Origin of the sequence: Pedobacter chitinilyticus (genome assembly GCF_003313385.1) — a bacterium.
Lineage (GTDB): Bacteria > Bacteroidota > Bacteroidia > Sphingobacteriales > Sphingobacteriaceae > Pedobacter > Pedobacter chitinilyticus.
The window spans coordinates 858507-881827 of record NZ_QMHN01000001.1 but is presented as its reverse complement, the minus strand read 5'-3'; the positions used below and the strand labels follow the sequence as shown (position 1 = coordinate 881827).

Here is a 23321-nt window from a genome sequence, read left to right as displayed (position 1 = left end):
TAGTTACCTATTTTTTTCATAATTTAGAGAGACTTCCTATTTCATTTCTATCTAAATCTTTAAAAACTCCATAAAAGTCCGTACAAGTGCGTACAAGTCTGTAGAAGTGCGTACATATTGTACTACTTCTAGTGGGCTTCTCTAGGGCAAGTCCTAGGTTACCTCTTGTCAAAAATCTGTATGATTTGAAAAAACAACACGACTTAAATATCGCACAGATACAACTGAAAAATAATTAGTTAGCTGATGAAACAAAGTAAAGAAATCTATAATTGACTCCTTAAAAAGGAAAAGGAATGGCGCTTAATTAATTAACAGCACTTATAATAAACCTTTACTTTCTTTTCCTTCTCTGACCAAGCGATGTACACATTCTGATCTTTACCTAAACGATAATCGAAACCGTTGAGTCCATTTAGCTTCAACTCATTATAAAAAACCTTATCAGGCACGTTCTTATCAGGCTGATCCTCTGGTGTAACCGCAGGCTCTAAAAAATGATGTTCTTCAAAGAAATAGGAGATTTCCTCTTTAAGGAATTTGATTTTGTCGCTTTCTTTGGTCATTTCAGCAGTAGCCAAATAGTTTTTGAGCAACTCACTGGTTTTGATTTCCTGTCGGTAAATTTCTTTTCCTTCAAACGATTTGATGGTAAACAGCAGTTGCCTGTCGTTGCTGTTGTTACCTACAATAGCTACTGTAAAAGTATCCAGCTTCACTTTATCAGAAAAAGCAAAAGTACTGGTGTTTTTTAGTCCCTCGGTAGAACCAGATTCCTTTTCAGACACAGCGGAATTACAGGCACTTAAAAGGCCCGCAAACGATAAAGCGATGATCACTCTTTTCATGGCAATAGATTAAGGCCTTAATATAAAAAATTATTTAGATATTTTTTTAAGGTCTTCAGGAGTATCTATGGCAATGGTTTCTAAGTGCGTGACTTTGGTTTTAATGGTAAAGCCATTCTCCAGCCAACGTAGCTGTTCCAAGCTTTCAGTGATTTCTAAAGTAGAAGGCTTCAATTTGGTTAAGGCAAGTAACACATCTCTGCGATAGCCATAAATACCAATATGCTTATAAAATTGATGTGCTTTTAGCCAGTTCTCTTTTTCCGTATTACGAAGATAGGGGATGGTTTGCCTGCTAAAATATAAAGCTTCTTGTTGGGCATTGATCACTACCTTAGGAATATTCACATTAAAGAGCTCCTCATCCGTATTAATTTCCTTAATTAAAGTAGCCAATTGGGTTTTATCATCCGAAAAGCAAGTGCTTAACAATTCTATTTGCTCAGGGCTGATATAAGGTTCATCACCCTGGATATTGATGATGATATCATACTCGGGCATTTTATCCGCTACTTCAGCACAACGATCTGTTCCACTTTGATGCGTATTGGCTGTCATCACATATTGACCGCCAAAGTTCGTCACTTCCTCTGCAATCCGTTCATCATCGGTTGCCACTACCACATGCGCTAATCCTTTAGTTTTGATCGATTGCTCATACACCCTCTGAATCATGGTTTTACCATAAATATCAACGAGTGGCTTACCTGGAAAACGGGTAGAGGCGTACCTTGCGGGAATAATGCCAAGAATCTTCATCGTGAATAAATCGATTGAAAAATAATAAATAAAAGAATAAGCACTAAAAAGATATATCCTGCAGGATGGGCAAAGTTAAATGTCCACCCCATGATAGGAATTCTTTTTGGAACAACCATTCGATGATCTTTTTTGTTAAAGTAAAAGATTCCACATTTCCAGTTTTCTGGATTTTCATGTTGAAAATCTTTACTCATCACCTTTAAAACAATCCGTTAATTTCGGCTTCTATCGCTTGGATAATGGTTCCTAAATCTTCTGGATTGTTCGTAAAATCTAGTTTGTCCTTATCTAAAATCAGCAACTTACCTAACTTATAGTTTTTGATCCAAGTCTCGTATTTCTCGTTTAATTTCGAAAGATAATCGATACGAATACTCGCTTCATATTCTCTGCCTCTACGTTGAATATTGTTCACTAGCGTAGGTACCGATGCTCTTAAATAAACCAACAAATCGGGAGGTTTAATAAACGAAGTAATGTTATCGAAAATTGCTCTGTAGTTGTCATGATCACGGGTAGTCATTAAACCCATTTCATGAAGGTTATCTGCAAAAATATGCGCATCCTCATAAATGGTACGATCCTGTATCACATTGCTTTTATTCTGGTCTATTTCCACAATCTGTTGAAAGCGACTGTTCAAGAAATAGATTTGGAGATTAAAGCTCCAACGTTTCATGTCGCTATAAAAATCCTCCAAGTAAGGATTGTTGTCTACAGCCTCATAAAGTGCTTCCCATCCGTAATTTTTGGCCAAAAGCCCTGTTAGTGTCGTTTTTCCAGCACCTATGTTGCCTACTATAGCTATATGCATATTTCGTATTGAGTATTAAGTATCGCGTATCACAATCTGCGCTTTATCCAATGACGCCTATCGCAATACACAATACTACAAATTAAAAACTTTTAAACCCTATTAATTCACGTACTTCTTTAATTGTTTTTTGAGCGCTTTCTCTTGCTTTTTCAGCGCCTAAACGAGCCACTTTCTTTAAATAGTCGTTATCATTCGCAATATCATTGATTCTTTCTCTCACTGGGTCAGTAGCAATAATCATGTCCTCGGCCAATTGTTTCTTAAAATCACCGTAACGGATGGCCATTTTGTTATAAAGCTCATCAAAATGGTTCAAGGTATCTGCTGGTGAAACAATTTTCATCAAATCAAACAGATTTTGAATCGCTTCTGGCTTTTCCTGGTTTTCTTCACTTGGTCCGCTATCCGTTACCGCTCTTGAAACCTTTTTGCGAATGGCTTCTGGAGTATCAGATAAATAAATGCAATTAGCATCACCTTCTGATTTGCCCATTTTACCCTTTCCGTCCAAACCTGGTACTTTCACCAGTTTCTCCGTATAACTAAAAGCATAAGGCTCTGGGAAATATTCTTGGTTATAAAGACGGTTAAAGCGATTACCGAACGTACGGGCCATTTCTAAATGTTGCTCCTGATCTTTACCTACTGGGACTTTAGTGGCCTTATGGATCAAAATATCAGCAGCCATCAATACGGGATAAGTAAGTAAACCTGCATTTACGTTATCAGGATTTCCACGTACTTTATCCTTAAAAGAAGTAGCCCTTTCCAGCTCACCTAAATATGCATTCATATTTAAGTACAAGTACAATTCTATAATTTCTGGCACATCAGATTGTACGTAAATGGTACTTTCTTCTGGGTTTAAGCCACAAGCAAGGTAATCTACCAATACGTTTTTGATGTTTCCGTGAAGGTTTTCTGGAGTAGGGTGTGTTGTTAGGGAGTGCCAATCTGCAATGAAAAAATAGCAATTATATTCTTCCTGCATTTTGATGAAGTTTTTTACTGCACCATAATAGTTACCCAAATGGAGTTTTCCCGTGGACCTAATTCCACTAACAACTGTCTCTTTCATGAGGCCGAAATTAAGTAAAAAACTGAATAGTGTGAAGAATGTTGATTTCGTAAAATTAAATTTAAAAGCATTTGACAAACATGAACGCGTCTATAATCATCCTATTGGCATTGAACCTCAACGATTTTGAAAAAAACATTTGCGACTTACCCTAAAATTGTATTTTTGATTTCGATGATTAAGCTGCTCCGAAAGATACATTGGGTGTATTGCCTGTTATGCCTTTCCTTGATTTTTATATTGTTTTGGCCGTTTTATTACTGGTTTACAAGACATCCGAGATACTACGGTATCCTAAATAAGTTTAGAACGGTGCACTCGTTTACCGCGGCGGCATTGTCTGGTATTTTCTTTAATTTCGAATTTGAGAAAGCACTGGATAAAAACCAGACTTATATTTTTTGTGCCAACCACACTTCCAATTTAGATATCATCATTTTCTGTGTGTTAGCTAGCGGAAGGTATCATTTTATGGGCAAGGAAGAACTGATGAAAAATCCTTTATTGGGTATTTTCTTTACCACCATTGATATTGCCGTTTCCAGAGCAAGCAAGATCTCTTCATTCAGAGCATTCAAAAAAGCAGGAGATAACCTGGAAAGCGGCATGAGCTTAATTATTTTTCCAGAAGGTAAAATAGATAATGCCTACCCACCAGTATTGCAGGATTTTAAAAGTGGTCCGTTTAGACTAGCCATCGAAAAAAACATTCCTATAGTACCCGTAAGCATTACTAACATATGGAAAATAATGTGGGATGATGGCTCTAAATATGGCACCAGACCTGGCATTGTGGATGTATATGTGCACGAACCAATTTTAACCAGTATCTTAGCCGTTGAAAATGATGAAGTGCTAAAGAACGACGTTTACAATAAGATCAATAGTAAATTAGTTTAAATAGTAAGTGTTAAGCAATACATTTTAGGTTTTACGCTTCACAACTTATAACGTATAACTTATAATGTATAACCTACAACCGTAAAAAATATGGTAATAGATAAACAAACCGTACATAAAGTAGCTGATTTGGCGAGAATTGAAATCAAAGATAATGAGGTAGAAAACCTTACCAAGGAGATGAACAAGATTCTTACCTTTATGGAAAAGCTAAACGAATTGGATACAGATGGTGTGAAGCCATTGGTTTACATGAATGAAGAGGCCAATGTTTGGCGTGAAGATGTAGCCAAGAACGAAATCAGTGTAAAAGACGGCTTGAAAAATGCCGCTTTGCACAACGAACGTTTCTTTATGGTGCCAAAAATTATCGAAAAATAAGATTAGCTTGTAACATTGCGACGAGCATACTCGTCTAAAAAACAAAACAGCAATGCAGAAAGAACTCATTACCATTAAAGATATTGGCCGTAAATATGTCATTGGCACCGAGGTGATCCACGCACTAAAATCAGTAAGTTTAACCATTAATAAAGGCGAATTTGTAGCCCTAATGGGACCATCTGGTTCTGGAAAATCAACTTTAATGAATATTTTAGGTTGTTTAGATACACCTACCAATGGTCAATACATCCTAAATGGCATTGATGTGAGCCGCATGAGCGATAATGAATTGGCTGAAGTTAGAAACAAAGAAATCGGTTTCGTTTTCCAAACTTTCAACCTTTTACCTCGTTCAACTTCTTTAGATAACGTAGCCCTGCCTTTAATTTATGCTGGAGCCAGCAAGAAGGAGCGTGACGCCAGAGCACAAAAAGCCTTGGAAAACGTGGGTTTAGGCAATAGGGTAACGCACAAGCCCAACGAATTATCAGGCGGTCAGCGTCAAAGGGTGGCCGTTGCAAGGGCTTTAATCAATAATCCTTCTATTATTTTGGCAGATGAGCCAACGGGAAACTTGGACACCAAAACTTCCATCGAAATTATGGGGCTTTTAGAAGAGATCCACAGCAAGGGAAATACCATTATCTTGGTTACCCACGAAGAGGACATTGCCCAACATGCCCACCGCATTGTACGTATGCGTGATGGCTTGGTAGAAAACGATTATGTGAACGAAGAAGTAAAATCAGTTTCGCCACGTTTAAAAGCAATACAAGAAAGCGGTAACGATTTTGAGAATATTGTTTAAGTTTTAAGTGATACGTTATGAGTCTTAGGAGGCACTTTACTAAGAAAACGTAATACTTAAGACTGAAGACTTAAAACTTACAACCTTCTAAACATGAAAATATACACCAAAACAGGAGATAAAGGCCTTACTTCTCTAATAGGAGGTACTCGCGTAGCCAAACATCACATTCGCATAGAAAGCTATGGCACTGTAGATGAACTTAACTCGTACATTGGACTCATCGGTTGTCAGGAAATTGATTCTCATCACCAAGCTATCTTAAAAGAAATACAAGACAGGCTTTTTACGGTGGGTGCATCATTAGCAGCCGACCCCGAAAAGTCGAAAATGAAAATTCCAGATTTACTGGATGAGGACATTGCTTTACTGGAAACCGAAATAGATCAAATGAATGAGGTTTTACCAGAATTAAAGCATTTTATTTTACCCGGTGGAAATACAACGGTATCCTACTGCCATATAGCCAGATGTGTTTGCAGAAGAGCTGAAAGGTTAACGGTAGCCCTTTCTGAAGGCAGTTTTGTTGACAGTAAAGTTACAGTTTACTTGAACAGATTAAGTGATTATTTGTTCATATTAGGCCGCAAATTAGGCTATGACGCAAAGGCTGTGGAAAACATTTGGCTGCCTAGAGTAAAATAATAGAAAAAATATTTGCTTAGCTCATTTTTTTTCACATGTTTTGCGAAAATAGAATTGACGAATTAATAATTTATTAACGATATGTATTGGACCTTAGAACTAGCATCACATTTGGAAGACGCCCCATGGCCAGCAACTAAAGATGAATTAATTGATTATGCCATTCGCTCAGGAGCTCCTGTAGAGGTTATTGAAAACCTACAAGCTCTGGAAGATGATGGTGAACCTTATGAAACCATCGAAGAAATTTGGCCAGATTATCCTACCAAAGATGATTTCTTCTTCAATGAAGATGAATATTAAAAAAATATAAAGTCCCGCATGTGTGGGACTTTTGTTTTTTAATGCAAAATTTATTTATGTTAATTGCCTATGTTTGCAGAAAGTTAACGTAAATGAATAAAAAATTTCTACTCCTTGTTGCCAATTTATGTCTATTTGCAACATTAGCTAACGCTCAAATCACTTTCTTAAAAGGTCACGCTGTATTAAAAGATGGCACTAAAATCAACGGCCAAATTGGCAAATTTGAAAGCGAACCTTGGTTTAACCAACGCTACATTCTATTTAAAGATTCTGCCGAATTAGCTGCAAACCCTAAAGCCAAATCCAAAAAATATAAGGTTGATGAGCTTGAAACTTATCAAGTAGGAGAGACGATTTACGATAAAATCCATTTTGTTAATACCGAGAAACTTCAGCTGAAAAGCCTAGGTACTAATGATCACATGCTGCCTCGTTTAGCAAAAGGTCGAATGAATGCGCATCAGTTTTATTCCTATCCTGATGATGTGTCTGCTTTTTGGGGTACCGAAGAGGAATACAAAGAATGGAAAAAAGGCAAACAAGATGAATTATTAACGGGATATAAGATCTTAATCACCAAAGATCAAGACACCAAAGTAAAAGATGCTTTTGATGCAGATTTGTTAAAGTACTTCGAAGACACTCCTGAAGTTTTTCAAAAGTACCAAGCAGGTGGTTATGGTAACGAGCCTATCGTAAAGAAAAAAGGTTTAGCTGCTAAAATGGTTGCTTTGGCTAAAAAAGCAGCTTTTAAACCTCAGGAAGCGGAAGCCATTGCTTTAGCCATTAACGATTACAACGCTAAAAACGTTAAATAAATAAATTAGAAATAAACACAAAAGCCTCGACATTCATCGAGGCTTTTGTGTTATAGCGCCCATACGTTGAAAGACGCTGACATTATAAATCCTTATTTAACTTTAAATAAGCCAATGGTATAATCCAATAATTTTGAATTGCCACGTTCCCCATGACCTGGTATTACCAGCTTTACCTTTGGATATGCCTTCTTTACCCTCTCTACGGTGTTAGACCACGCTTCCACATTGGCATCGCCTAAATAACCTTTGGTGGCGTCTATTTCCTTAATCAAACAACCTCCAAATAAGATATTTTCACTAGGAAAATAACCCACCACATTATCCCTTGTATGGCCTTCACCAAAAAATTTAGCGGTAATGGTTTCCTTACCAACCTTAAGTGTTAGTGCATCTTTAAAACCATTTTCTGGAACTACAAATCCTTTTTCTTTAGCCAACGCTATGGTTTTGAAACTGGCATAAGAAGGAATGCGGTGATCATGAAAAGCTTTTAATCCGCCCAAACAATCATCATGAAAATGGGTAGGGATAATGGCTTTTATCTTGAAATGAAGTTGATCAGTAATCCACTTGATTAGTTCTTCTGAACTTTTATCGTTAGTAGGCGTATCAAAGATGATAGCCTCTTTATGATCACTCACCACTAAACCATTACAAGGTACCTTTCCAAAATCTTGAGTCTGTAAATAGGAAACATGCTCGTAAGCATTCTTCGAAATTTGAGTAATCATCAAAGCATCAGATTGATAAACCACTTTAGGTTTAAATGCTTCATTTTTTTGAGCGTTAACCATAACTGCACTGCACGAAAGCAGTATTGCCAAAAATGCCTTGATCATTATTTTCATTTGTTTAAGAATTGGAATCCGAAGATTTGCTTTTAAAGAGATTGAAGTTTGGTCTGATGATTTTAACGCTTCGTTTCGACAAATCTACACTCGCATTAAGCTCAAAACCAATTAATAAAATTAGAGAATTAAGGTAAAGCCAAATCATGACCACCATTAAAGTACCAATAGAACCGTAAAGCTTATTATAAGCACTAAAATTGTTGATGTAAAACGAAAACCCCCAAATGGTTAAGAAAGCTAAAATGGTAGCTAGCCAAGAACCCGCACTAAAAAACTTCCATTTCTTAGCATGTGCAGGGCCATAACGATAAAGAATAGAGACATTGATAAAATATAGGATACCCAATAATGCCCAACGGGTAAACCCTATTAAGTGAATAGTTAAGTTTCCTTTATATTCAATCTCTTCTTTTAAGTAATTAATAGTGATTTCGCCCAAAGCCATAGTGGCAATGCAAACAATCATAGACAGCACCAAAACCACCGTTAAAATTAAAGCCACTAACCTGCGTTTCAACAACGTCCGTGTCTCGACAATTAACGACGATTTGTTAAAAGCTATCATTAAGTTATGTACGCCATTGGTAGCAAAGAAAAGCGACAACACAAAACCAATAGAAAGCAAACTTCCGTTTTGGATATTCACGATGTCGTTAATGGTAGCTTCGAAGGCCAAAAAAGCATTATTGGGCAATACCAAAGCCAAAAGCGACATCAATTGTTCCTGAAAACCAATCCTTTTAGGGATATATGGAATTAGGGTAAATAAGAAGATGATACCAGGAAAGATGGCCAGCATAAAGTTATAAGCCAGTGACGAGGCTTTATTAACCAATGTATCCTTACCAACCTCACGGAAAAAGAAGGTAGCAACAGTATAGATAGGCAAGGGGCTAAAACCAGGAAGCACGCAACGTTTAGTCCAATCAATGAACATAGCGTAGAGCTTAAATCTTAAAAGTTGCTTGTGTAGCCAGTTCATAAAAAAGGGTTAATTGTTATTGGTAGTCACTTGGTTAACCGTTTAAATTGGTTATTTGTTTAATCGATCACCAAACTTACACGTATGCAATTCAATCTAAAATCGTAAAATAATGGTCAACTGTTTAAATCGGTTATTTGTTTAATCGGTCACCAAACTTACACGTATGCAATTCAATCTAAAATCGTTCCTGTACATACGGGATACAATCTAAAATCAAAAATACTGTCTTACATTCTTCATGAACTTTTCAGGTGGCTGACAAGGTCTACGTGTTACGCGATCTACAAACACTAAAGTCGTTTTTCCAATATTGATCAACTCTTTAGCTTCGTTATAAATTTCGTATTCCACATGTAAACGCACACTTGGTAATTCACGCACAATAGATTTAATCGTCAGCACCTGGTTGTACAAGGCTGGCTTTAAATATTTAGATTGCAACTCCAATATGGGCAACATCACACCATCTTCTTCCATCGAAGCATAGGTCATTCCAGAACAGGCTTCAAAACACTCGGTACGGGCTATTTCGTAATATTGAGCATAGTTACCATGGTATACTACACCCATTTGATCGGTTTCGGCGTATCTAACTTTTACTTGAGTTTCGTAAGTGAACATTATCTATAAATATTTCGCTGATTTAAGGCTTCTCTGTATTTTTTGGCGTTAATGTTATGCTCCTGAACGGTAGCCGCAAAATTATGGTAGCCAGAAAAATCCTCTTTGGCACACATGTATAAATAGTTATTGTTCTCTTTATTTAAAACAGCATCAATAGCATTAATGCTAGGCATGTTAATAGGCCCTGGAGGCAAGCCAACATACTTGTAGGTGTTGTAACGAGAATCAACGCCTAATAAAGCACCTGTAACACGTTTAACAGTAAAATCGCCATTGGCAAAAATCACGGTAGGATCGGCCTGCAACAACATGCCTTTTTTCAAACGGTTAAGGTAAAGTCCTGCAATAGTTGGCATTTCTTTATCAAAAAGTGCTTCTGCGTCTACAATAGAAGCTAAAATAGTCACCTTAATTGGATCTAGATTCAAGGCGGCAGCTTTTTGTCTACGCTCTTCATTCCAAAACTTAAGGTACTCTGCATTCATTTTCTTAAAAAACTCTTCCCTAGAAGTATTCCAATACATCTCATAAGTATTAGGAATAAACATGGTATATACATTTTCGGTACTAAAGCCATATTTCTCTACAAAAGCCGCCGAATCCAACAGCCGCATAAAAGCCACTGAATCTGGCTCCAAATTTTTAGCTAACAGACCTGCTAAGCCTTCAATTTTTCTGATGTTTTGGAACTTAAGTTTCACTGCTTCCTGGTTACCTGCCTTTAGCATGTTGATTAAAGTGCGGTTATTCATTCCTTCTTTTAAACGATATTTACCTGGCTTTAATGGTCCTTGAAGGTTCATTCTTTCAGCAGCTTGCCAAAATGTACCAATATCATTCAAAACCTCTTTATAGCGAAGATCCGTCACCAAATCCTCAAAAACATATCCTGTTTTTACATAAAGGTATTTTTCTTTGGCAGTTACATTAGGAGCAAAATAGATATTGTAAAATTTAAAGGCAAAAAAGCCTCCAACGGCTATCACAATAGCGACAATGACAAGGGCTATTTTAAATTTGTTTTTATTAGTGCTCATGGGTTGTTTTAAGGTTTTTTATTTGAAAGCGTTAAATTAATTGGGGTGCCGATGCGTACTTTGGCCACGCTATCAGTTGGCAATGGAAATTGGCTAACAATTACGGCGTTAGCAGTGTCGGTAATCGTACCTTCGTAGGTAATGGTTCCTATGGTTAACATACCGCCTTTTAAAGCAAACTTGGCTTCATCTAAAGCAAATCCAATCAAATTAGGCAGTTCAACTTCTTCGCTACCACGTCCATCGCCAAGTACAAAGCTAATTCTAGAACCCTTTGGTAAGCTTTCGCCAGGTCTAATCGGTTGGCCACCAAACAAAGCTTCCAATACGACATCCTTGGCTACGTCGGGTTTATAAGTGGTATCGCCCAACTTCAAACCATAACTTTCAATAATAGATTTGGCTTCACGTAGTGATTTAGTTTCCACATCAGGAAACCTCACATTTGGCGCATTATTGGTATTGATGGTTAAATAAATGGTTCTATTATCCTTTACAAAAGTTTCAGGGTCTGGATCTTGATCGGTTACAATACCAGGAGGCTGGTCCATCACGTATACCGAATCAATTTCATAACGTAAGCCCAAACCTTCCAATTTGCTAATGGCATCTTCAATTTTTAAACCTTTTAAAGAGGGTACATTTAAACCTTCGCCATGTTTGGTATAATACCGCAAGCTAAAGAAAGCGATTAGCAATAGACCGATAAAAGTACAAATTGCAGCTATGATATTCGTTCTGAATGACTTGGTTTTAAGGTACTCGGTAAAGTTGCCCATTCGCGTTCCGTTGTTTTTTAAATTAAGCCCAAATTTAGCTTAAAAAAATATTTATCTTCAATTAAAAACAAATCTGTTTAACTAATTTATATTTTTGACCATCAATTTTAAAAACGCAACAAAAGCCTTTTTTAGTTTCGTGATCAAAATTTAAATCTAAACTTAAAGAAATGAAAAAAACCATTGCATTACTAACGGGTGGCACCACTGGCGAGTGGGTAGTGTCTGTTAAAAGTGCTGCAACCATTGCCCAAAATATCGACACCAAGAAATACGAAGTGTATAAAATTATGCTGACCGAAAACGGATGGTTTTACGAGCCTGCTGATTCGGTAAAGATTGAAGTAGACAAGAACGATTTCTCGTTAACGATAAAAGGCAAAAAGATTGTTTTTGATGGCGTATTTATTGCCATCCATGGTTCTCCTGGCGAGGACGGCAAGTTGCAAGGTTATTTTGACATGTTAGGTATCCCATATACCACTTGTAATGCACTTACAAGCGCCATTACCATGAACAAGGGATACACCAAAGCCATTGTGGATGGCATTAAGAACTTGAACGTAGCTAAGTCTCTTCAGTTATTTAAAGAGGATTATAATGCCGATGACGTAAAGACACAATTGAAACTGCCTTATTTCGTAAAACCAAACAACGGTGGCAGCAGTATAGGCATGAGCAAAGTAAAAACAGTTGACGAACTGGATGCTGCGCTTGATAAAGCATTTAAAGAAGATAGTCAAGTATTGGTAGAAGAGTTTGTAGAAGGAAGAGAATTTTCGATAGGTGTATTTAAAACCAAGGGTAAAATTGTAGTATTACCTACTACAGAGGTAAAAACCAAAAATGAGTTCTTCGATTTTGATGCCAAGTATACGCCTGGCGTTACCGAAGAAATCACGCCTGGAGATATGACCGAAGAGGAAAAGGTTAGGGTAGAGCAAGTAGTTGCGGATGTTTACCAAAGATTGAACTGTCGTGGCATTGTGCGTATCGACTATTTCTTGGAGCACAACACAGGTAATTTCTATTTCATCGAAATCAACACCATCCCTGGACAAACCGCCACCAGTTTTATTCCGCAACAGGTAGCCGCCATGGGCATGAAACTACAGGATTTTTATACGCAAGTATTGGAAGAAACGATATAGTCCTTCTCGTCATTTCGACCTTAGGGAGAAATCTAACGACTAATTAGTACGTTAGATTTCTCCTCGTTCCTCGTCGAAATGGTGGATAAGTCACTAAAAACATCATTGCTCCATGAACCCAAAAAACACCTTACAAATCGAATACATCGCTCGTATCGATCAAGTATTGAGGTTCATTGATGAAAATCTGGATTTGGATTTAAGTTTAGAAACCCTTGCTCAAGTAGCCAATTATTCTGCGTTTCATTTCCATCGCGTATTTAAGCAAATTGCTGGCGAAAGCCTTAACACCTACATTCTCAGAAAGAGAATAGAAAAAATGGCAGGTGTGCTGATGTACAGACCCGAAATAAGCGTTACAGAACTCTCATTACAATACGGTTTCAATAGCAATTCTTCCTTTACACGTGCTTTCAAAAAATACTACGGTGTTAGTCCAACCCAGTTTAGGCAACAAATGCCTAGTAGATTTAGCAAGATTAGACAAATAGAAAGCAAGAATAGACAAGTTGATCAGGTTTTTGAGGAATACATTTGCAACATTAATGACCTTAAAAATTGGATTAAAATGAATGCAAAAATTGAGATTAAAAAATTTGCTCCTTTAAAGTTAGCTTGTGTGAGTACTATTGGGGTACAAGGAATTTCAAATGCTTATCAAGAGCTTTTAAAATGGGCTGTTCCCAAAAACTTGCTAGGAAAAGAAAGTACTAAAATCATTACCATATATCATGATAGCTTTAAGATAACCGCACCTGAAAAGGTAAGAATGAGTGCTTGTATTTCAGTAGGCGAGGAGGAGAAAGTGGAAGGTAAGGTTCACCTGACCACTCTTCAACCAGGTAAGTGTATTGTCGGTTATTTCGAAATTAGCTTGGCTGATTTTGAAAAATCATGGAGCAGCTTATTTGTATGGATGAATGAAAAAGGCTACCAAAAAGCTGAAGGCAATCCTTTTGAAATTTACCATAATGATTTCAGGGAAGATCCCAATCAAATTGCAAAAGTAGATTTTTGTATTCCGATTAGATAATAGCCTAATCCGTCATTTCGACGAGGAACGAGGAGAAATCTAACAACTATGTGATTAGACTATGAGTTAGATTTCTCCCTACGGTCGAAATGACGAAGCAATAAGTCGAAAAGACAACGGCTTATTAAACCGTTGTCTTTTGCCATTTACCTCTTTTAAATATTAAGTATGAGGCAATGGTAATTCCCACTTCGGCTACAGGAATAGCAATAAAAACACCCGTTGGTCCCATCCCCATATATTTGGCCAAGAAATAGGCAAAAGGAATTTGAAACAACCAAAAAGCTACTATATTAATCTTAGTAGGTGTCCAAGTATCGCCCGCACCATTAAAAGCACTTACCAATACCATTCCAATGCCATAAAGAATAAAGCCAAAGCTCAATATTCTCAACGCTTCCGTCGCTACAGCTCTAACCTGTTGATCTTCGGTGAAAAATGAAGCGAACAAATGGCCGCAGGTTAAAAACAGCACCATCACCGTTCCCATAAAAATCATAGAATATTTGATAGTGACAAACACAGACTTTTCGGCTCTGTCCATTTTACCTGCGCCCATATTTTGGCCAACTAAAGTAGCTGCTGCATTACTTAAGCCCCAAGCTGGTAACATAAAAAACATCATCAACCTTAATGCGGTTTGATAGCCAGCAGAACCATGATCGCCACCTGTAGTGGCTACCAATTCGGCCAAGAAAATCCAGCTACATGAAGCAATTACAAATTGCAGTACCGCAGGTGCAGCCACTTTAACAATGGCTTTAATTTGGTCTAATTGCGGCTTCAAGTAAGCCAATTTCACTTTCAATGCACCACTTCCTTTGGCCAAATGATAAATTTGGAAAAGCACGCCTGTACCACGACCAATAGCCGTTGCCAACGCTGCTCCAGTTAATCCCATAGCAGGAATTGGTCCAAGTCCCCTGATCAATATTGGGCACAAAATGATATTAAGTGTATTGGCAATAAATAAACTTTGCATCGCAATTGCTGCATTTCCAGCCCCTCTAAAAATACCGTTAATGAGAAACAGCAACATAATGACAATACTTGTCCCCATCATAATTTGCGTAAAAGTTACCCCTTGCGCAGCCGTTGTCTCGGTAGCGCCCATTAACAGTAAAATATCTTTGGCAAAAACTATCCCCAGCAAACTAATGATGATAGAAATAGCCGTTGCCAAGCCTATGGTTTGCATACCCGCTCTGGAAGCTGCCTCTGCATTTTTCTCACCAATTCTACGGGCTACCACCGCAGTAGCGGCCATCCCCAAGCCCATGGCCAGAGAATAGATAATGGTAAGCACAGATTCCGTTAAACCTACAATTTGTATTGCTTCCGCACTGTTAGGCAAATGTCCTACAAAATAAAGATCAACCAGTACAAATACTGATTCCATCATCATTTCCAACATCATGGGAACAGCCAAAAGCACAATGGCTTTTCTGATACTAATGGAAGTATAATCGATTTCAGCGCCTTTAAAAGCCTGAATTAATACATTAAAAAAATTAGACAAACGCGATTTTGCCTCGATAGGTTGTGACATATATAATTTATAAAATGATTACCATGAGATGCTGAAAAGCACCCTTAATTTTGTTTTTCTGATGTAGGAGCCCTCGCTGTGTTAAGCTATTCTGATACGGACTGCAAAAAACTTCATGGTTCGTGATATTTTGTAACACAAAAATAGAAAAATCTTTTAAAGATGAAATATTTATCCTTCAATAGGCTTGAAGTAATAGAAAAAACTTAATGCATGCAACCATTTTGTATATCTTTCGTCTTCCTAAAAACAATAAATCACCCACAACTATAAATTAAACTAATTTTTATTCTTTATGAAGATCCACATTTCTATGATTACTTTGGCTCTTGGCCTGTCCTATAGTCAGGTATCAGCTCAGCAAACCTATAAAGGTGAACCGCTTATTTTAGCCAACACAGAAAAAGCCGATGTTGCCTTGGGTAAAAAGTGGTTCGTTAATGCTTGGCGTATTTCTCCAGAAGTTGCCAATGACAGCCTTAAAATAAAGCTATATAACAAGAGTGAGCGAATTAGCTTTCGCACAGATCAGGATAGTATCAGCTTCGATATAAAAGCTGGAGAAAGCAAATCTTTTTATGTGAAAATGCAAAATGCAGAGCCCGCACATACCATCATTTCTACAAGTAAATATAAATGGGACAACGTTGTTTATGCCGATAGCAAAAAACGTGATGACCTTAGGTTTTACTACGAAAATGCGAAAACCACTTATTCAGATAGTTTGAGGAAGGAATATCCTTTAGAAAAAGTGATTAAAAATGATCGTAATGACATGCAAAGAATCCTTTCTATTTTAAACTGGACGCATCATCAGTGGAAACACGATGGTAATCGTTCTCCTAAAAAGAATGATGCTATCTCTATCTTAAATGAAGTTAAGGAAGGTGCCCGTTTCCCTTGTTTCGCTTATGCAATTGTACTCCGTGACCAACTTACCGCACATGGCTTTAAGGCCAGAACCATTTATCTTAAAACCAAAGATGCGGAAACCAGAAAGGGTTCTCCAGGCCATGTAGCTACTGAAGTTTATTTAAATGATCAGAAAAAATGGGTTTTTATTGACGGACAATTTAACGTAATGCCAACTTTAAATGGTAAACCTTTAAACGCCGTAGAATTTCAACATGCGCTAAGTAATAATTATGAACAAGTAGTTTTAGCTAGCAAAGACAAAGTAGACAAGTTAGAATACACTGATTTTGTTTATGTCTATCTTTATTATTTCGACACGGCTTTGGATAATCGTAGTCTGCCATCAGCAGATCAATTTAAGTTAGAAGGCAAAAGATCACTAATGCTAGTCCCTGTAGGAGCCCCTAATTTACAATACATCAGTTTTTGGGACACTAAGGTAAATTATTGTGTATATACCAATTCAATAAAGGACTTTTACGCACAGCCACAATAATACAAACTCTTATCATCGTAAGTGAAGCTTAAAAACTTTGCTTACGATGCTTAAATACTATAAGCAGCAATCATTTCAGGAGTGACTTTGCAAGAACGCTGGGTCTTCAAATCAATCATCACATACTCAAAAATACCATCAGAAGATACTTTACCCGTTTTCTTGTTGACGATTTCAAACTGTACATTGCTACCTTTCTCATTCATTTCCAAAATGCCAGTTCTAATGATCATCTGGTCGCCCATTTTTAACGGACGTTTAAATGAAATACTTACTTTAGAGACTACCCAACCATAGCCCAATTCTTCGAATTTCTCCCAGCTCATACCATAAAATTTGTCCATTTGCTCATAACGGGCTGCCAACACATAATCCAAATACTTGCTATTGTGTACGTGGTTAAACATATCAATATCATCTGGACGGACATTCAATTCACTTTCGAAAATACTATACTGGTTTTCAATCATGCTGCAAAGTTAGGGAATTAGTTCATTTATATTAAGGGTTCTTAGCGCATCTTAGCTAGTGAACTAATGAACCAATGAACGATAAGGCGTAGCCCATAAGCAATCTAAATAAGCCAATTTTACAACAAAATGATGTTCGTTATAAGCAATATTGTACTTTTGCCTAAACCTAAAGGAGAATCCATAGTGCAGTCGTTAGATATTCTTATACAAAACCCCAATTTAGCTCCATCCTTAAAGGATATTGCCCAAAAAGTGAAGGACGGTATTCGCATTACTTTTGATGAAGGCGTTTATTTATACGAGCATGCCGAATTAAGCTATCTGGGCGTATTGGCCAACTATATTCGTGAGAAAAAACATGGTGATTTAACCTATTTCAATAGAAACTTTCACATTGAGCCTACCAATATTTGCGTTTACGATTGTAAGTTCTGTTCTTACAGCCGTATGATTAAACAACGTGAAGAAGGCTGGGAAATGGAAGTGGACGGCATGATTGACATCCTCAAGAAATATGACGATGAACCCGTAACCGAAGTGCATATCACAGGTGGGGTAGTGCCCAAGCAAAATCTTGATTTTTATGCCAGCTTCTTCAGAAAAGCAAAAGCACACCGTCCTGATTTACACATTAAAGCACTTACGCCAGTTGAATATTACTACATCTTCAAAAAAGCAAAATTAAGCCATTACGATGGCATGAAATACCTCAAAGAAGCTGGACTTGATTCGATGCCAGGTGGTGGTGCCGAAATATTCCACCCAGAAGTGAGAGAAAAAATTGCACACGACAAATGTAATGCTGAACAGTGGTTAGATATTCATGAACAAGCACATACACTTGGCATGCGTTCCAATGCCACCATGCTTTATGGTCATATTGAACAGTTTTGGCACCGCGTTGACCACATGGAACGTTTGCGTCAACTACAGGATAAAACTGGTGGATTTCAAGCTTTTATTCCATTGAAGTTCCGAAACCAAAACAATCAAATGAGTGACGTAGCGGAAGTTTCGGTAGTAGAAGACTTGCGTAACTATGCCATTGCTCGTATCTATTTGGATAATTTTGAGCACATTAAAGCTTATTGGGCTATGATCAGTAGAGAGACCGCGCAATTAAGTTTGAATTTTGGCGTGGATGATATTGATGGTACTTTAGACGATACCACGAAAATTTATTCGATGGCGGGTGCCGAAGAGCAAACCCCAGCAATGAGCACTAAAGAATTGGTAGATTTGATTAGGAACGTAAAACGCAAACCTATTGAGCGTGATACACTTTATAATGTAGTTACAGATTATACCGACCACGTTTTTGAAGACGAGGTGAAACCGTCATACTATAAATTACCTGTAGTTAACTCTTAAATTAATAGACAATTAACCGTGCATGTTAACTTTTAACTGTAAATCCCGAAAATCTTAAAATCCTATAATCTTGACTAAAGAACTTTACATCATCCGTCACGGCGAAACAGAACTCAACAGATTAGGAATAGTACAAGGTAGAGGCGTAAATGCCGATTTAAACGACACGGGAATTGCACAAGCAGCAGCATTTTTCAATAAATATAACGAGGTTAAATTTGATAAGATCTATACCTCATCTTTAAAAAGAACACACCAAACCGTTAAAGGCTTCATAGATTTAGGTTTACCATGGGAACAATTGGACGGTTTAGATGAATTGGCTTGGGGCGAATGGGAGGGGAAGCCAAATACTGAAGAAGCCAGAGAAGCTTTCAGGGAAGTAGTTAGACAATGGCAACTAGGTAACTACGATGCCAAGTTTGAAGGCGGAGAGAGTCCTAACGACGTTGGTGTTCGCTTATCAAAAGCGATTGAACACATTAAAAAACAAGAGAATGAAAAATGCGTGCTCGTTTGCATGCACGGGAGAGCTATGCGCTTAATTTTGTGCATTTTACTCAACAAGCCTTTTAGCGACATGGAAGAATTTCCCCATTCCAATACTACTTTATACCGCCTACAATTTGACGGAGAAAAATTTACGCTACTCGATTCTAATAATACCTCGCACCTAGAACCATTATTATAAATCGCTTTGGAAAAAATTAAAGTTTCTGCCGTTTCCTATACCAATACCAAACCGTTTATTTACGGTATACAACATTCGCCTGTACTAGAACAGATTGATTTAAGCTTAGATATCCCTTCTGACTGCGCAAGCAAACTCATCGAAAAACAGGTAGATATTGGCCTAATACCCGTTGCAGCCATTCCTTTTGTGCCGAATGCACAAATTATCAGTTCCTTTTGTATTGGCTCTATTGGAGCGGTTGATTCGGTATTTATCTTTTCAGATGTTCCCGTTGAGAAGATTAAAACTTTAAAGCTTGACCCTCAGTCACGCACTTCAAATAACTTAGCCAAAGTGCTTTTAAAGAATCATTTCAAGGTAGCCGTAGACTTTACTACAGACCAATCCGCTACAACCGATGCGATGGTTTTAATTGGAGATAGAACTTTTGGCCGTAAAGGTGATTTCAATTATGCGTATGACATGGGAGAGGAGTGGATGAAATTTACTGGATTGCCTTTTATGTATGCCGCTTGGGTGGCTAATAAACCGCTTCCAGAGGCTTTTTTAAAAGAGTTTGATGCAGCATTAGCAAATGGTATTCAAAACATTCCAGCAGTAATTACGCAATTACCTGCAAATAGTGGCATAGATATTGCCAACTACCTGCAATATAAACTTAATTTTAACCTTACACCCGAAAAATTAAAAGCAAAAGAACTCTTTTTAAAACTTATCACAGAACTGTAGCTCATCACTGCCATTCTGTTCACCGCGCTCTATCTATAAAAATTCACATGAACAAAAAACAATTTTTTTATTCAAGCGCCGTAATCATTGCTTGTTTCATTACCAACCTTTCATTTGCAACAGAGAACACACTACCTGTAAAAAGTGAAACCACCTCGACAACTTCTACTTCTGATTTAACACCTGTGTCTATCTCAGCCGAACGAAGAGCTCATTTCAACATCATTGTACAGTCAAACCAAACGATCTTAAGTTGGTCTACCGTTGAATTAAAAAATGGTAAATACGAGATTTACAGAAGTGACGACAGCAATAACTTTGTTAAAATAGGGGAAAAAACGATCGTTGGAAACCCAACTGAACCATCGCTTTATATCTTTCACGATGAAGAACCATTTAAAGGTTTAAACCATTACAAATTGGTAAAACTGGATAGCGAAGGAAAAAATACTGAAGTAGCCAGTAAAAAGGTATTCCTAGACTCGAAGGTACCTGCGATATTAAGTGCGAATCCTACGCCTAAAATAAACAGGATATAATAACGAAATAAGTTAACTACAAGACCATCCTACGCGATGTTGCTTAGGCATTTAGCGTAGATGGTCTTGACCTTAATTAAGGATTACTAACTATTTTCAATGGTGGTATTGGGATAGCAGGTGTTTGATTAAATCTGTAGAAGAAATGATCCCAACTACTTTTCCTTCTTCAAGTACGGGTAGCGCATGAAATGCTACCTTACTCATCATGTCCGCAACTTCTCTAACGGTATCATTCACATCAACCGTTAAGGGATTGTGCACCATTACCTGTTCCATCCTCAACATCTGAAAAATGGTTTCGTCCACATTCGCTTGGTCTTCATAAATATCAGCAAAGCTCAATCTGAGCATATCTGCTTTACTGATGATGCCTACCAACGTTCTGCCTGATACGATGGGCAAATGTCCAATGTTATTTTCTTTCAACAGGGTATTGATGTGCGTTAAAGGGTCGCTAACATTAGCGGTAACCAAGTTTTTGGTCATGATTTCGGAAATCAGCACACGTTGTTTCATATCTGATGCGGTTAAATTGTTTAGTCAAATATGGCTAAGATGGTGGGGATATTTAGTAACGGTAGTCACTAAAAAAGCTGACTGTTTTTAGGTAAATGGTAAGCCACAGATTCACAGATTTGGTAAGATAAAACATTCGTGTATCTGTGGCAATATATATATGAGATTGCTTTGCACGGCTCGCAATGACGCTACTATTCTCGTCTTTACAAGGAGGCACGACGAAGCATCTCTTATGACAGTTCGTTAAGAAATATTTATGTAAGCCACAAATTGCACAGATTTGAATAGTAAAACATCTGTGTATCTGTGGCTAAAAAACTATAAAGCTACATGACTATAATAGTCAACCCTTTGCATAAAGTCATTTAAATCAAAGGGCTTATTGATATAGCTTTCGGCTTCGCATTTAGATTTCACCTTGCTCAGGTGATTATTTGCAGACATCATCATCACAGGAATATGATGGGTTCTAACATCCCGTTTCAATTTGGTACATATGTCGAGCCCATTGCCATCTGGCAAAATCACGTCCAGTACAATCATATCTGGGGTGTGCTCACGCATTTCTTTCCAAAAGGTATTTACGTTTTTACAAACTTTTACCTCGTAGAGTTCTTCTACTAAAAGGAACTCAATAATATCTGCAATGTTGGAGTTATCTTCCAACACATAAACGCATTTTTTATCTGTTGTTTCCATAACTTTAAACTTTAGTTTGATATATAAACGTTGCTTATAAATCAGTAGTTTATGTTATTTGTCCACAAGTTTAGAGTTTTCCACTTTTAGCTTTCGTAGCAGGCAAACTATGACCAACAAAAAAAGGCTCGAAATGATATTCCCGAACCTTTTTTAATAATCGTCACGCAGAAGCGCAATTTGAATGATGTTTTAAAAGCTTAAGCTTTTTTCGCCTTCGATGGCGCTACTTTCTCTTCGGTTGTTTTCTTCTTAGAAGTAGCTTTTGCCTTTACTTCTTTCACTGGCGCTGTTGTTTCTGTCTTTTTAGCAGTAGCTTTTGTTTTTTTCACAGGAGCTTCTTCGGCCGTAACTGGCTCAGCCTTCTTTTTAGGAGCAGCCTTAGCTTTTTCTACTGGTGCCACTTCTGCTTCCGCTGGACGATTAGTGAGGTAAGTTTCTAGCAATTGCTTCAAATAAAGCTCAGGCTTTGGCATATTCACTACTGTTCCAGGTTCTTTATCTTGAGATTGTTTGATGTAGGCACTCTTAATTTTACCCCAATCTTTTGAATATAGCTTGATGAACATTTCAATAAATTGCTCATGCCCATATTGTTTAGGCAACCTACCTAACACTACTTGTATCTTTTCTTCTTTACGATGTAAAATTGCCATATTGTATTTTGAATGTTGGGCAAATATAGCTCAAATTTGAACAGAAAGTTTATACTCGGTACATGTCTATTCATTTGACCTTAAATTCATGATCTCAAATCCACCAAAATATTCTATTGTAATTGCGCCACCACAAATTGGAATTGACTACGTTGACCATCTAAAAAATGAACTGAATAGTGTTATAGGCTGGTACAACAGCAGAAACTCAAAGGCACATATTACTATCAGTGAGTTTACTGCCGATGGGGATGAATTGACTAAAATGACGACCAACTTGAAGGAAATAGCGAGTTACGAAAATCCAATACATTTAAATTTTGAAGGCGTGGGCAACTATGCAAACGGTGCGGTGTTTTTAAAGCCAGATGAAGTAACTAAAATAGAGGTAGGAAATTTGATGAGAAGAATCCAAAAGAATTTAGGCGTCAAAAATGCTTACCATAGCAAAGATCCACACCTTTCTATTGGAAGGAAATTGAGCGAGGAAAATGTACAAATGGCGCTGAAAATGTTTGCCGAGGTGAAACTTGATTTTAACTGCAGCCATTTGGTATTAAGGAAATTCAATCCAGATTTAAGACAGTATGAAGTTTTTTCTGAGGAATTTGAATTTAAAGGGGCTCAACCTAAACCTGTAGCACAACAAAGCCTGTTTTAAAAAACACAAAGCTGCACACCCAATTTGTCAATTATATTTGGGCAATGCAGGTGATGGTTGACGAGCTTGATGTAGTATTGGTTGTAAACTAAACCTGATAGGAGCGAGCATGGAGTGAAACGAAATAAAGCGGATAGCAGGACTGCTTTTGAATAAGTATGGAGGAGCCTGCTTTTCAAAAAAGAATT

The 23321-nt window shown here is 37.4% G+C and carries 29 protein-coding genes; 14 read left to right on the top strand and 15 right to left on the bottom strand.

Going from position 1 to position 23321, the window contains the following annotated elements:
* Positions 1-311 precede the first annotated feature (311 nt).
* The 5 genes from DUT70_RS03760 to trpS all read right to left on the bottom strand — a co-directional run bounded on the left by DUT70_RS03760 (position 312) and on the right by trpS (position 3505).
* Positions 312-848, bottom strand: coding sequence for a hypothetical protein (locus tag DUT70_RS03760; RefSeq protein ID WP_113645949.1), 537 nt, complete (start codon positions 846-848; stop codon positions 312-314).
* Positions 849-878: 30 nt separating this feature from the next.
* A complete protein-coding gene (kdsB, locus tag DUT70_RS03755) occupies positions 879-1607 on the bottom strand; it encodes a 3-deoxy-manno-octulosonate cytidylyltransferase (RefSeq protein ID WP_113645948.1) in 729 nt (242 codons plus the stop codon).
* A complete protein-coding gene (locus tag DUT70_RS21405; RefSeq protein ID WP_240432047.1) occupies positions 1604-1726 on the bottom strand; it encodes a DUF5808 domain-containing protein in 123 nt (40 codons plus the stop codon). Before DUT70_RS21405 ends, kdsB begins: the two co-directional genes overlap by 4 nt.
* Before the next feature lie 83 nt (positions 1727-1809).
* Positions 1810-2424, bottom strand: coding sequence for a deoxynucleoside kinase (locus tag DUT70_RS03745; RefSeq protein WP_113645946.1), 615 nt, complete (start codon positions 2422-2424; stop codon positions 1810-1812).
* Positions 2425-2506: 82 nt separating this feature from the next.
* Positions 2507-3505 (bottom strand): tryptophan--tRNA ligase, encoded by a 999-nt coding sequence (trpS, locus tag DUT70_RS03740; protein WP_113645945.1) that lies wholly within the window; start codon positions 3503-3505, stop codon positions 2507-2509.
* Between the two features lie 126 nt (positions 3506-3631).
* Between trpS and DUT70_RS03735 the strand changes: the two genes are divergently transcribed.
* The 6 genes from DUT70_RS03735 to DUT70_RS03710 all read left to right on the top strand — a co-directional run bounded on the left by DUT70_RS03735 (position 3632) and on the right by DUT70_RS03710 (position 7366).
* On the top strand, positions 3632-4405 hold the full coding sequence (locus DUT70_RS03735) for a lysophospholipid acyltransferase family protein (RefSeq protein ID WP_317047808.1): 774 nt from the start codon (positions 3632-3634) through the stop codon (positions 4403-4405).
* Positions 4406-4495: 90 nt separating this feature from the next.
* Positions 4496-4786 carry an Asp-tRNA(Asn)/Glu-tRNA(Gln) amidotransferase subunit GatC gene (gatC, locus tag DUT70_RS03730; protein ID WP_113645943.1) on the top strand — a complete coding sequence of 97 codons (291 nt, stop codon included), beginning with the start codon at positions 4496-4498 and terminating at the stop codon, positions 4784-4786.
* Between the two features lie 52 nt (positions 4787-4838).
* A complete protein-coding gene (locus DUT70_RS03725; protein ID WP_113645942.1) occupies positions 4839-5597 on the top strand; it encodes an ABC transporter ATP-binding protein in 759 nt (252 codons plus the stop codon).
* 93 nt (positions 5598-5690) lie between these two features.
* Positions 5691-6242 (top strand): cob(I)yrinic acid a,c-diamide adenosyltransferase, encoded by a 552-nt coding sequence (locus tag DUT70_RS03720; RefSeq protein ID WP_113645941.1) that lies wholly within the window; start codon positions 5691-5693, stop codon positions 6240-6242.
* An 81-nt stretch (positions 6243-6323) separates the two neighbouring features.
* Positions 6324-6545 (top strand): DUF2795 domain-containing protein, encoded by a 222-nt coding sequence (locus DUT70_RS03715; protein ID WP_097129232.1) that lies wholly within the window; start codon positions 6324-6326, stop codon positions 6543-6545.
* Between the two features lie 92 nt (positions 6546-6637).
* Positions 6638-7366: a hypothetical protein gene (locus DUT70_RS03710; protein ID WP_113645940.1), complete on the top strand. Its 729-nt coding sequence runs from the start codon at positions 6638-6640 to the stop codon at positions 7364-7366.
* 92 nt (positions 7367-7458) lie between these two features.
* On the opposite strand, the gene bla is transcribed toward DUT70_RS03710, so the two are convergent.
* The 5 genes from bla to DUT70_RS03685 form a co-directional block, all read right to left on the bottom strand.
* A complete protein-coding gene (gene bla / locus DUT70_RS03705; protein ID WP_113645939.1) occupies positions 7459-8217 on the bottom strand; it encodes a subclass B1 metallo-beta-lactamase in 759 nt (252 codons plus the stop codon).
* Positions 8218-8221: 4 nt separating this feature from the next.
* A complete protein-coding gene (locus DUT70_RS03700; protein ID WP_113645938.1) occupies positions 8222-9202 on the bottom strand; it encodes a YihY/virulence factor BrkB family protein in 981 nt (326 codons plus the stop codon).
* 216 nt (positions 9203-9418) lie between these two features.
* Positions 9419-9826, bottom strand: coding sequence for an acyl-CoA thioesterase (locus DUT70_RS03695; protein WP_113645937.1), 408 nt, complete (start codon positions 9824-9826; stop codon positions 9419-9421).
* Positions 9826-10866 (bottom strand): endolytic transglycosylase MltG, encoded by a 1041-nt coding sequence (gene mltG, locus DUT70_RS03690; protein WP_113645936.1) that lies wholly within the window; start codon positions 10864-10866, stop codon positions 9826-9828. The genes DUT70_RS03695 and mltG overlap by 1 nt, the downstream gene beginning before the upstream one ends.
* Before the next feature lie 8 nt (positions 10867-10874).
* On the bottom strand, positions 10875-11645 hold the full coding sequence (locus DUT70_RS03685; RefSeq protein ID WP_113645935.1) for a PASTA domain-containing protein: 771 nt from the start codon (positions 11643-11645) through the stop codon (positions 10875-10877).
* Between the two features lie 170 nt (positions 11646-11815).
* On the opposite strand from DUT70_RS03685, the gene DUT70_RS03680 reads away from it, so the two are divergent.
* Both DUT70_RS03680 and DUT70_RS03675 read left to right on the top strand, forming a co-directional pair.
* The gene (locus DUT70_RS03680; protein ID WP_113645934.1) at positions 11816-12796 is read left to right on the top strand and encodes a D-alanine--D-alanine ligase; all 981 of its coding nucleotides are present in this window, start codon (positions 11816-11818) and stop codon (positions 12794-12796) included.
* A 112-nt stretch (positions 12797-12908) separates the two neighbouring features.
* Positions 12909-13829: an AraC family transcriptional regulator gene (locus tag DUT70_RS03675; protein ID WP_113645933.1), complete on the top strand. Its 921-nt coding sequence runs from the start codon at positions 12909-12911 to the stop codon at positions 13827-13829.
* Between the two features lie 124 nt (positions 13830-13953).
* On the opposite strand, the gene DUT70_RS03670 is transcribed toward DUT70_RS03675, so the two are convergent.
* Complete coding sequence (locus DUT70_RS03670; protein WP_113645932.1) at positions 13954-15378, bottom strand: MATE family efflux transporter; 1425 nt, start codon at positions 15376-15378, stop codon at positions 13954-13956.
* Positions 15379-15673: 295 nt separating this feature from the next.
* Between DUT70_RS03670 and DUT70_RS03665 the strand changes: the two genes are divergently transcribed.
* Entirely contained in the window at positions 15674-16789 is a 1116-nt protein-coding gene (locus tag DUT70_RS03665; RefSeq protein WP_128353284.1) for a transglutaminase domain-containing protein, read from the top strand.
* Between the two features lie 50 nt (positions 16790-16839).
* Here the strand turns inward: DUT70_RS03665 and DUT70_RS03660 are convergent, their stop codons facing one another.
* A complete protein-coding gene (locus DUT70_RS03660) occupies positions 16840-17259 on the bottom strand; it encodes an acyl-CoA thioesterase (RefSeq protein WP_113645930.1) in 420 nt (139 codons plus the stop codon).
* 132 nt (positions 17260-17391) lie between these two features.
* Between DUT70_RS03660 and mqnE the strand changes: the two genes are divergently transcribed.
* The 4 genes from mqnE to DUT70_RS03640 all read left to right on the top strand — a co-directional run bounded on the left by mqnE (position 17392) and on the right by DUT70_RS03640 (position 20595).
* The gene (gene mqnE, locus DUT70_RS03655; protein ID WP_113646552.1) at positions 17392-18633 is read left to right on the top strand and encodes an aminofutalosine synthase MqnE; all 1242 of its coding nucleotides are present in this window, start codon (positions 17392-17394) and stop codon (positions 18631-18633) included.
* 70 nt (positions 18634-18703) lie between these two features.
* A complete protein-coding gene (locus DUT70_RS03650) occupies positions 18704-19324 on the top strand; it encodes a histidine phosphatase family protein (RefSeq protein ID WP_113645929.1) in 621 nt (206 codons plus the stop codon).
* A 6-nt stretch (positions 19325-19330) separates the two neighbouring features.
* A complete protein-coding gene (locus DUT70_RS03645; protein ID WP_113645928.1) occupies positions 19331-20056 on the top strand; it encodes a menaquinone biosynthetic enzyme MqnA/MqnD family protein in 726 nt (241 codons plus the stop codon).
* Between the two features lie 47 nt (positions 20057-20103).
* The gene (locus DUT70_RS03640; protein ID WP_113645927.1) at positions 20104-20595 is read left to right on the top strand and encodes a hypothetical protein; all 492 of its coding nucleotides are present in this window, start codon (positions 20104-20106) and stop codon (positions 20593-20595) included.
* A gap of 96 nt (positions 20596-20691) precedes the next feature.
* Here the strand turns inward: DUT70_RS03640 and DUT70_RS03635 are convergent, their stop codons facing one another.
* From DUT70_RS03635 to DUT70_RS21290, 3 genes are all read right to left on the bottom strand, one after another.
* Positions 20692-21114 carry a CBS domain-containing protein gene (locus DUT70_RS03635; protein WP_113645926.1) on the bottom strand — a complete coding sequence of 141 codons (423 nt, stop codon included), beginning with the start codon at positions 21112-21114 and terminating at the stop codon, positions 20692-20694.
* A gap of 321 nt (positions 21115-21435) precedes the next feature.
* On the bottom strand, positions 21436-21816 hold the full coding sequence (locus tag DUT70_RS03630; protein WP_113645925.1) for a response regulator: 381 nt from the start codon (positions 21814-21816) through the stop codon (positions 21436-21438).
* A gap of 200 nt (positions 21817-22016) precedes the next feature.
* Positions 22017-22472: a hypothetical protein gene (locus DUT70_RS21290; RefSeq protein WP_205529723.1), complete on the bottom strand. Its 456-nt coding sequence runs from the start codon at positions 22470-22472 to the stop codon at positions 22017-22019.
* Between the two features lie 88 nt (positions 22473-22560).
* Between DUT70_RS21290 and DUT70_RS03620 the strand changes: the two genes are divergently transcribed.
* The gene (locus DUT70_RS03620) at positions 22561-23133 is read left to right on the top strand and encodes a 2'-5' RNA ligase family protein (RefSeq protein ID WP_113645924.1); all 573 of its coding nucleotides are present in this window, start codon (positions 22561-22563) and stop codon (positions 23131-23133) included.
* The last annotated feature ends 188 nt before the right edge of the window (positions 23134-23321 follow it).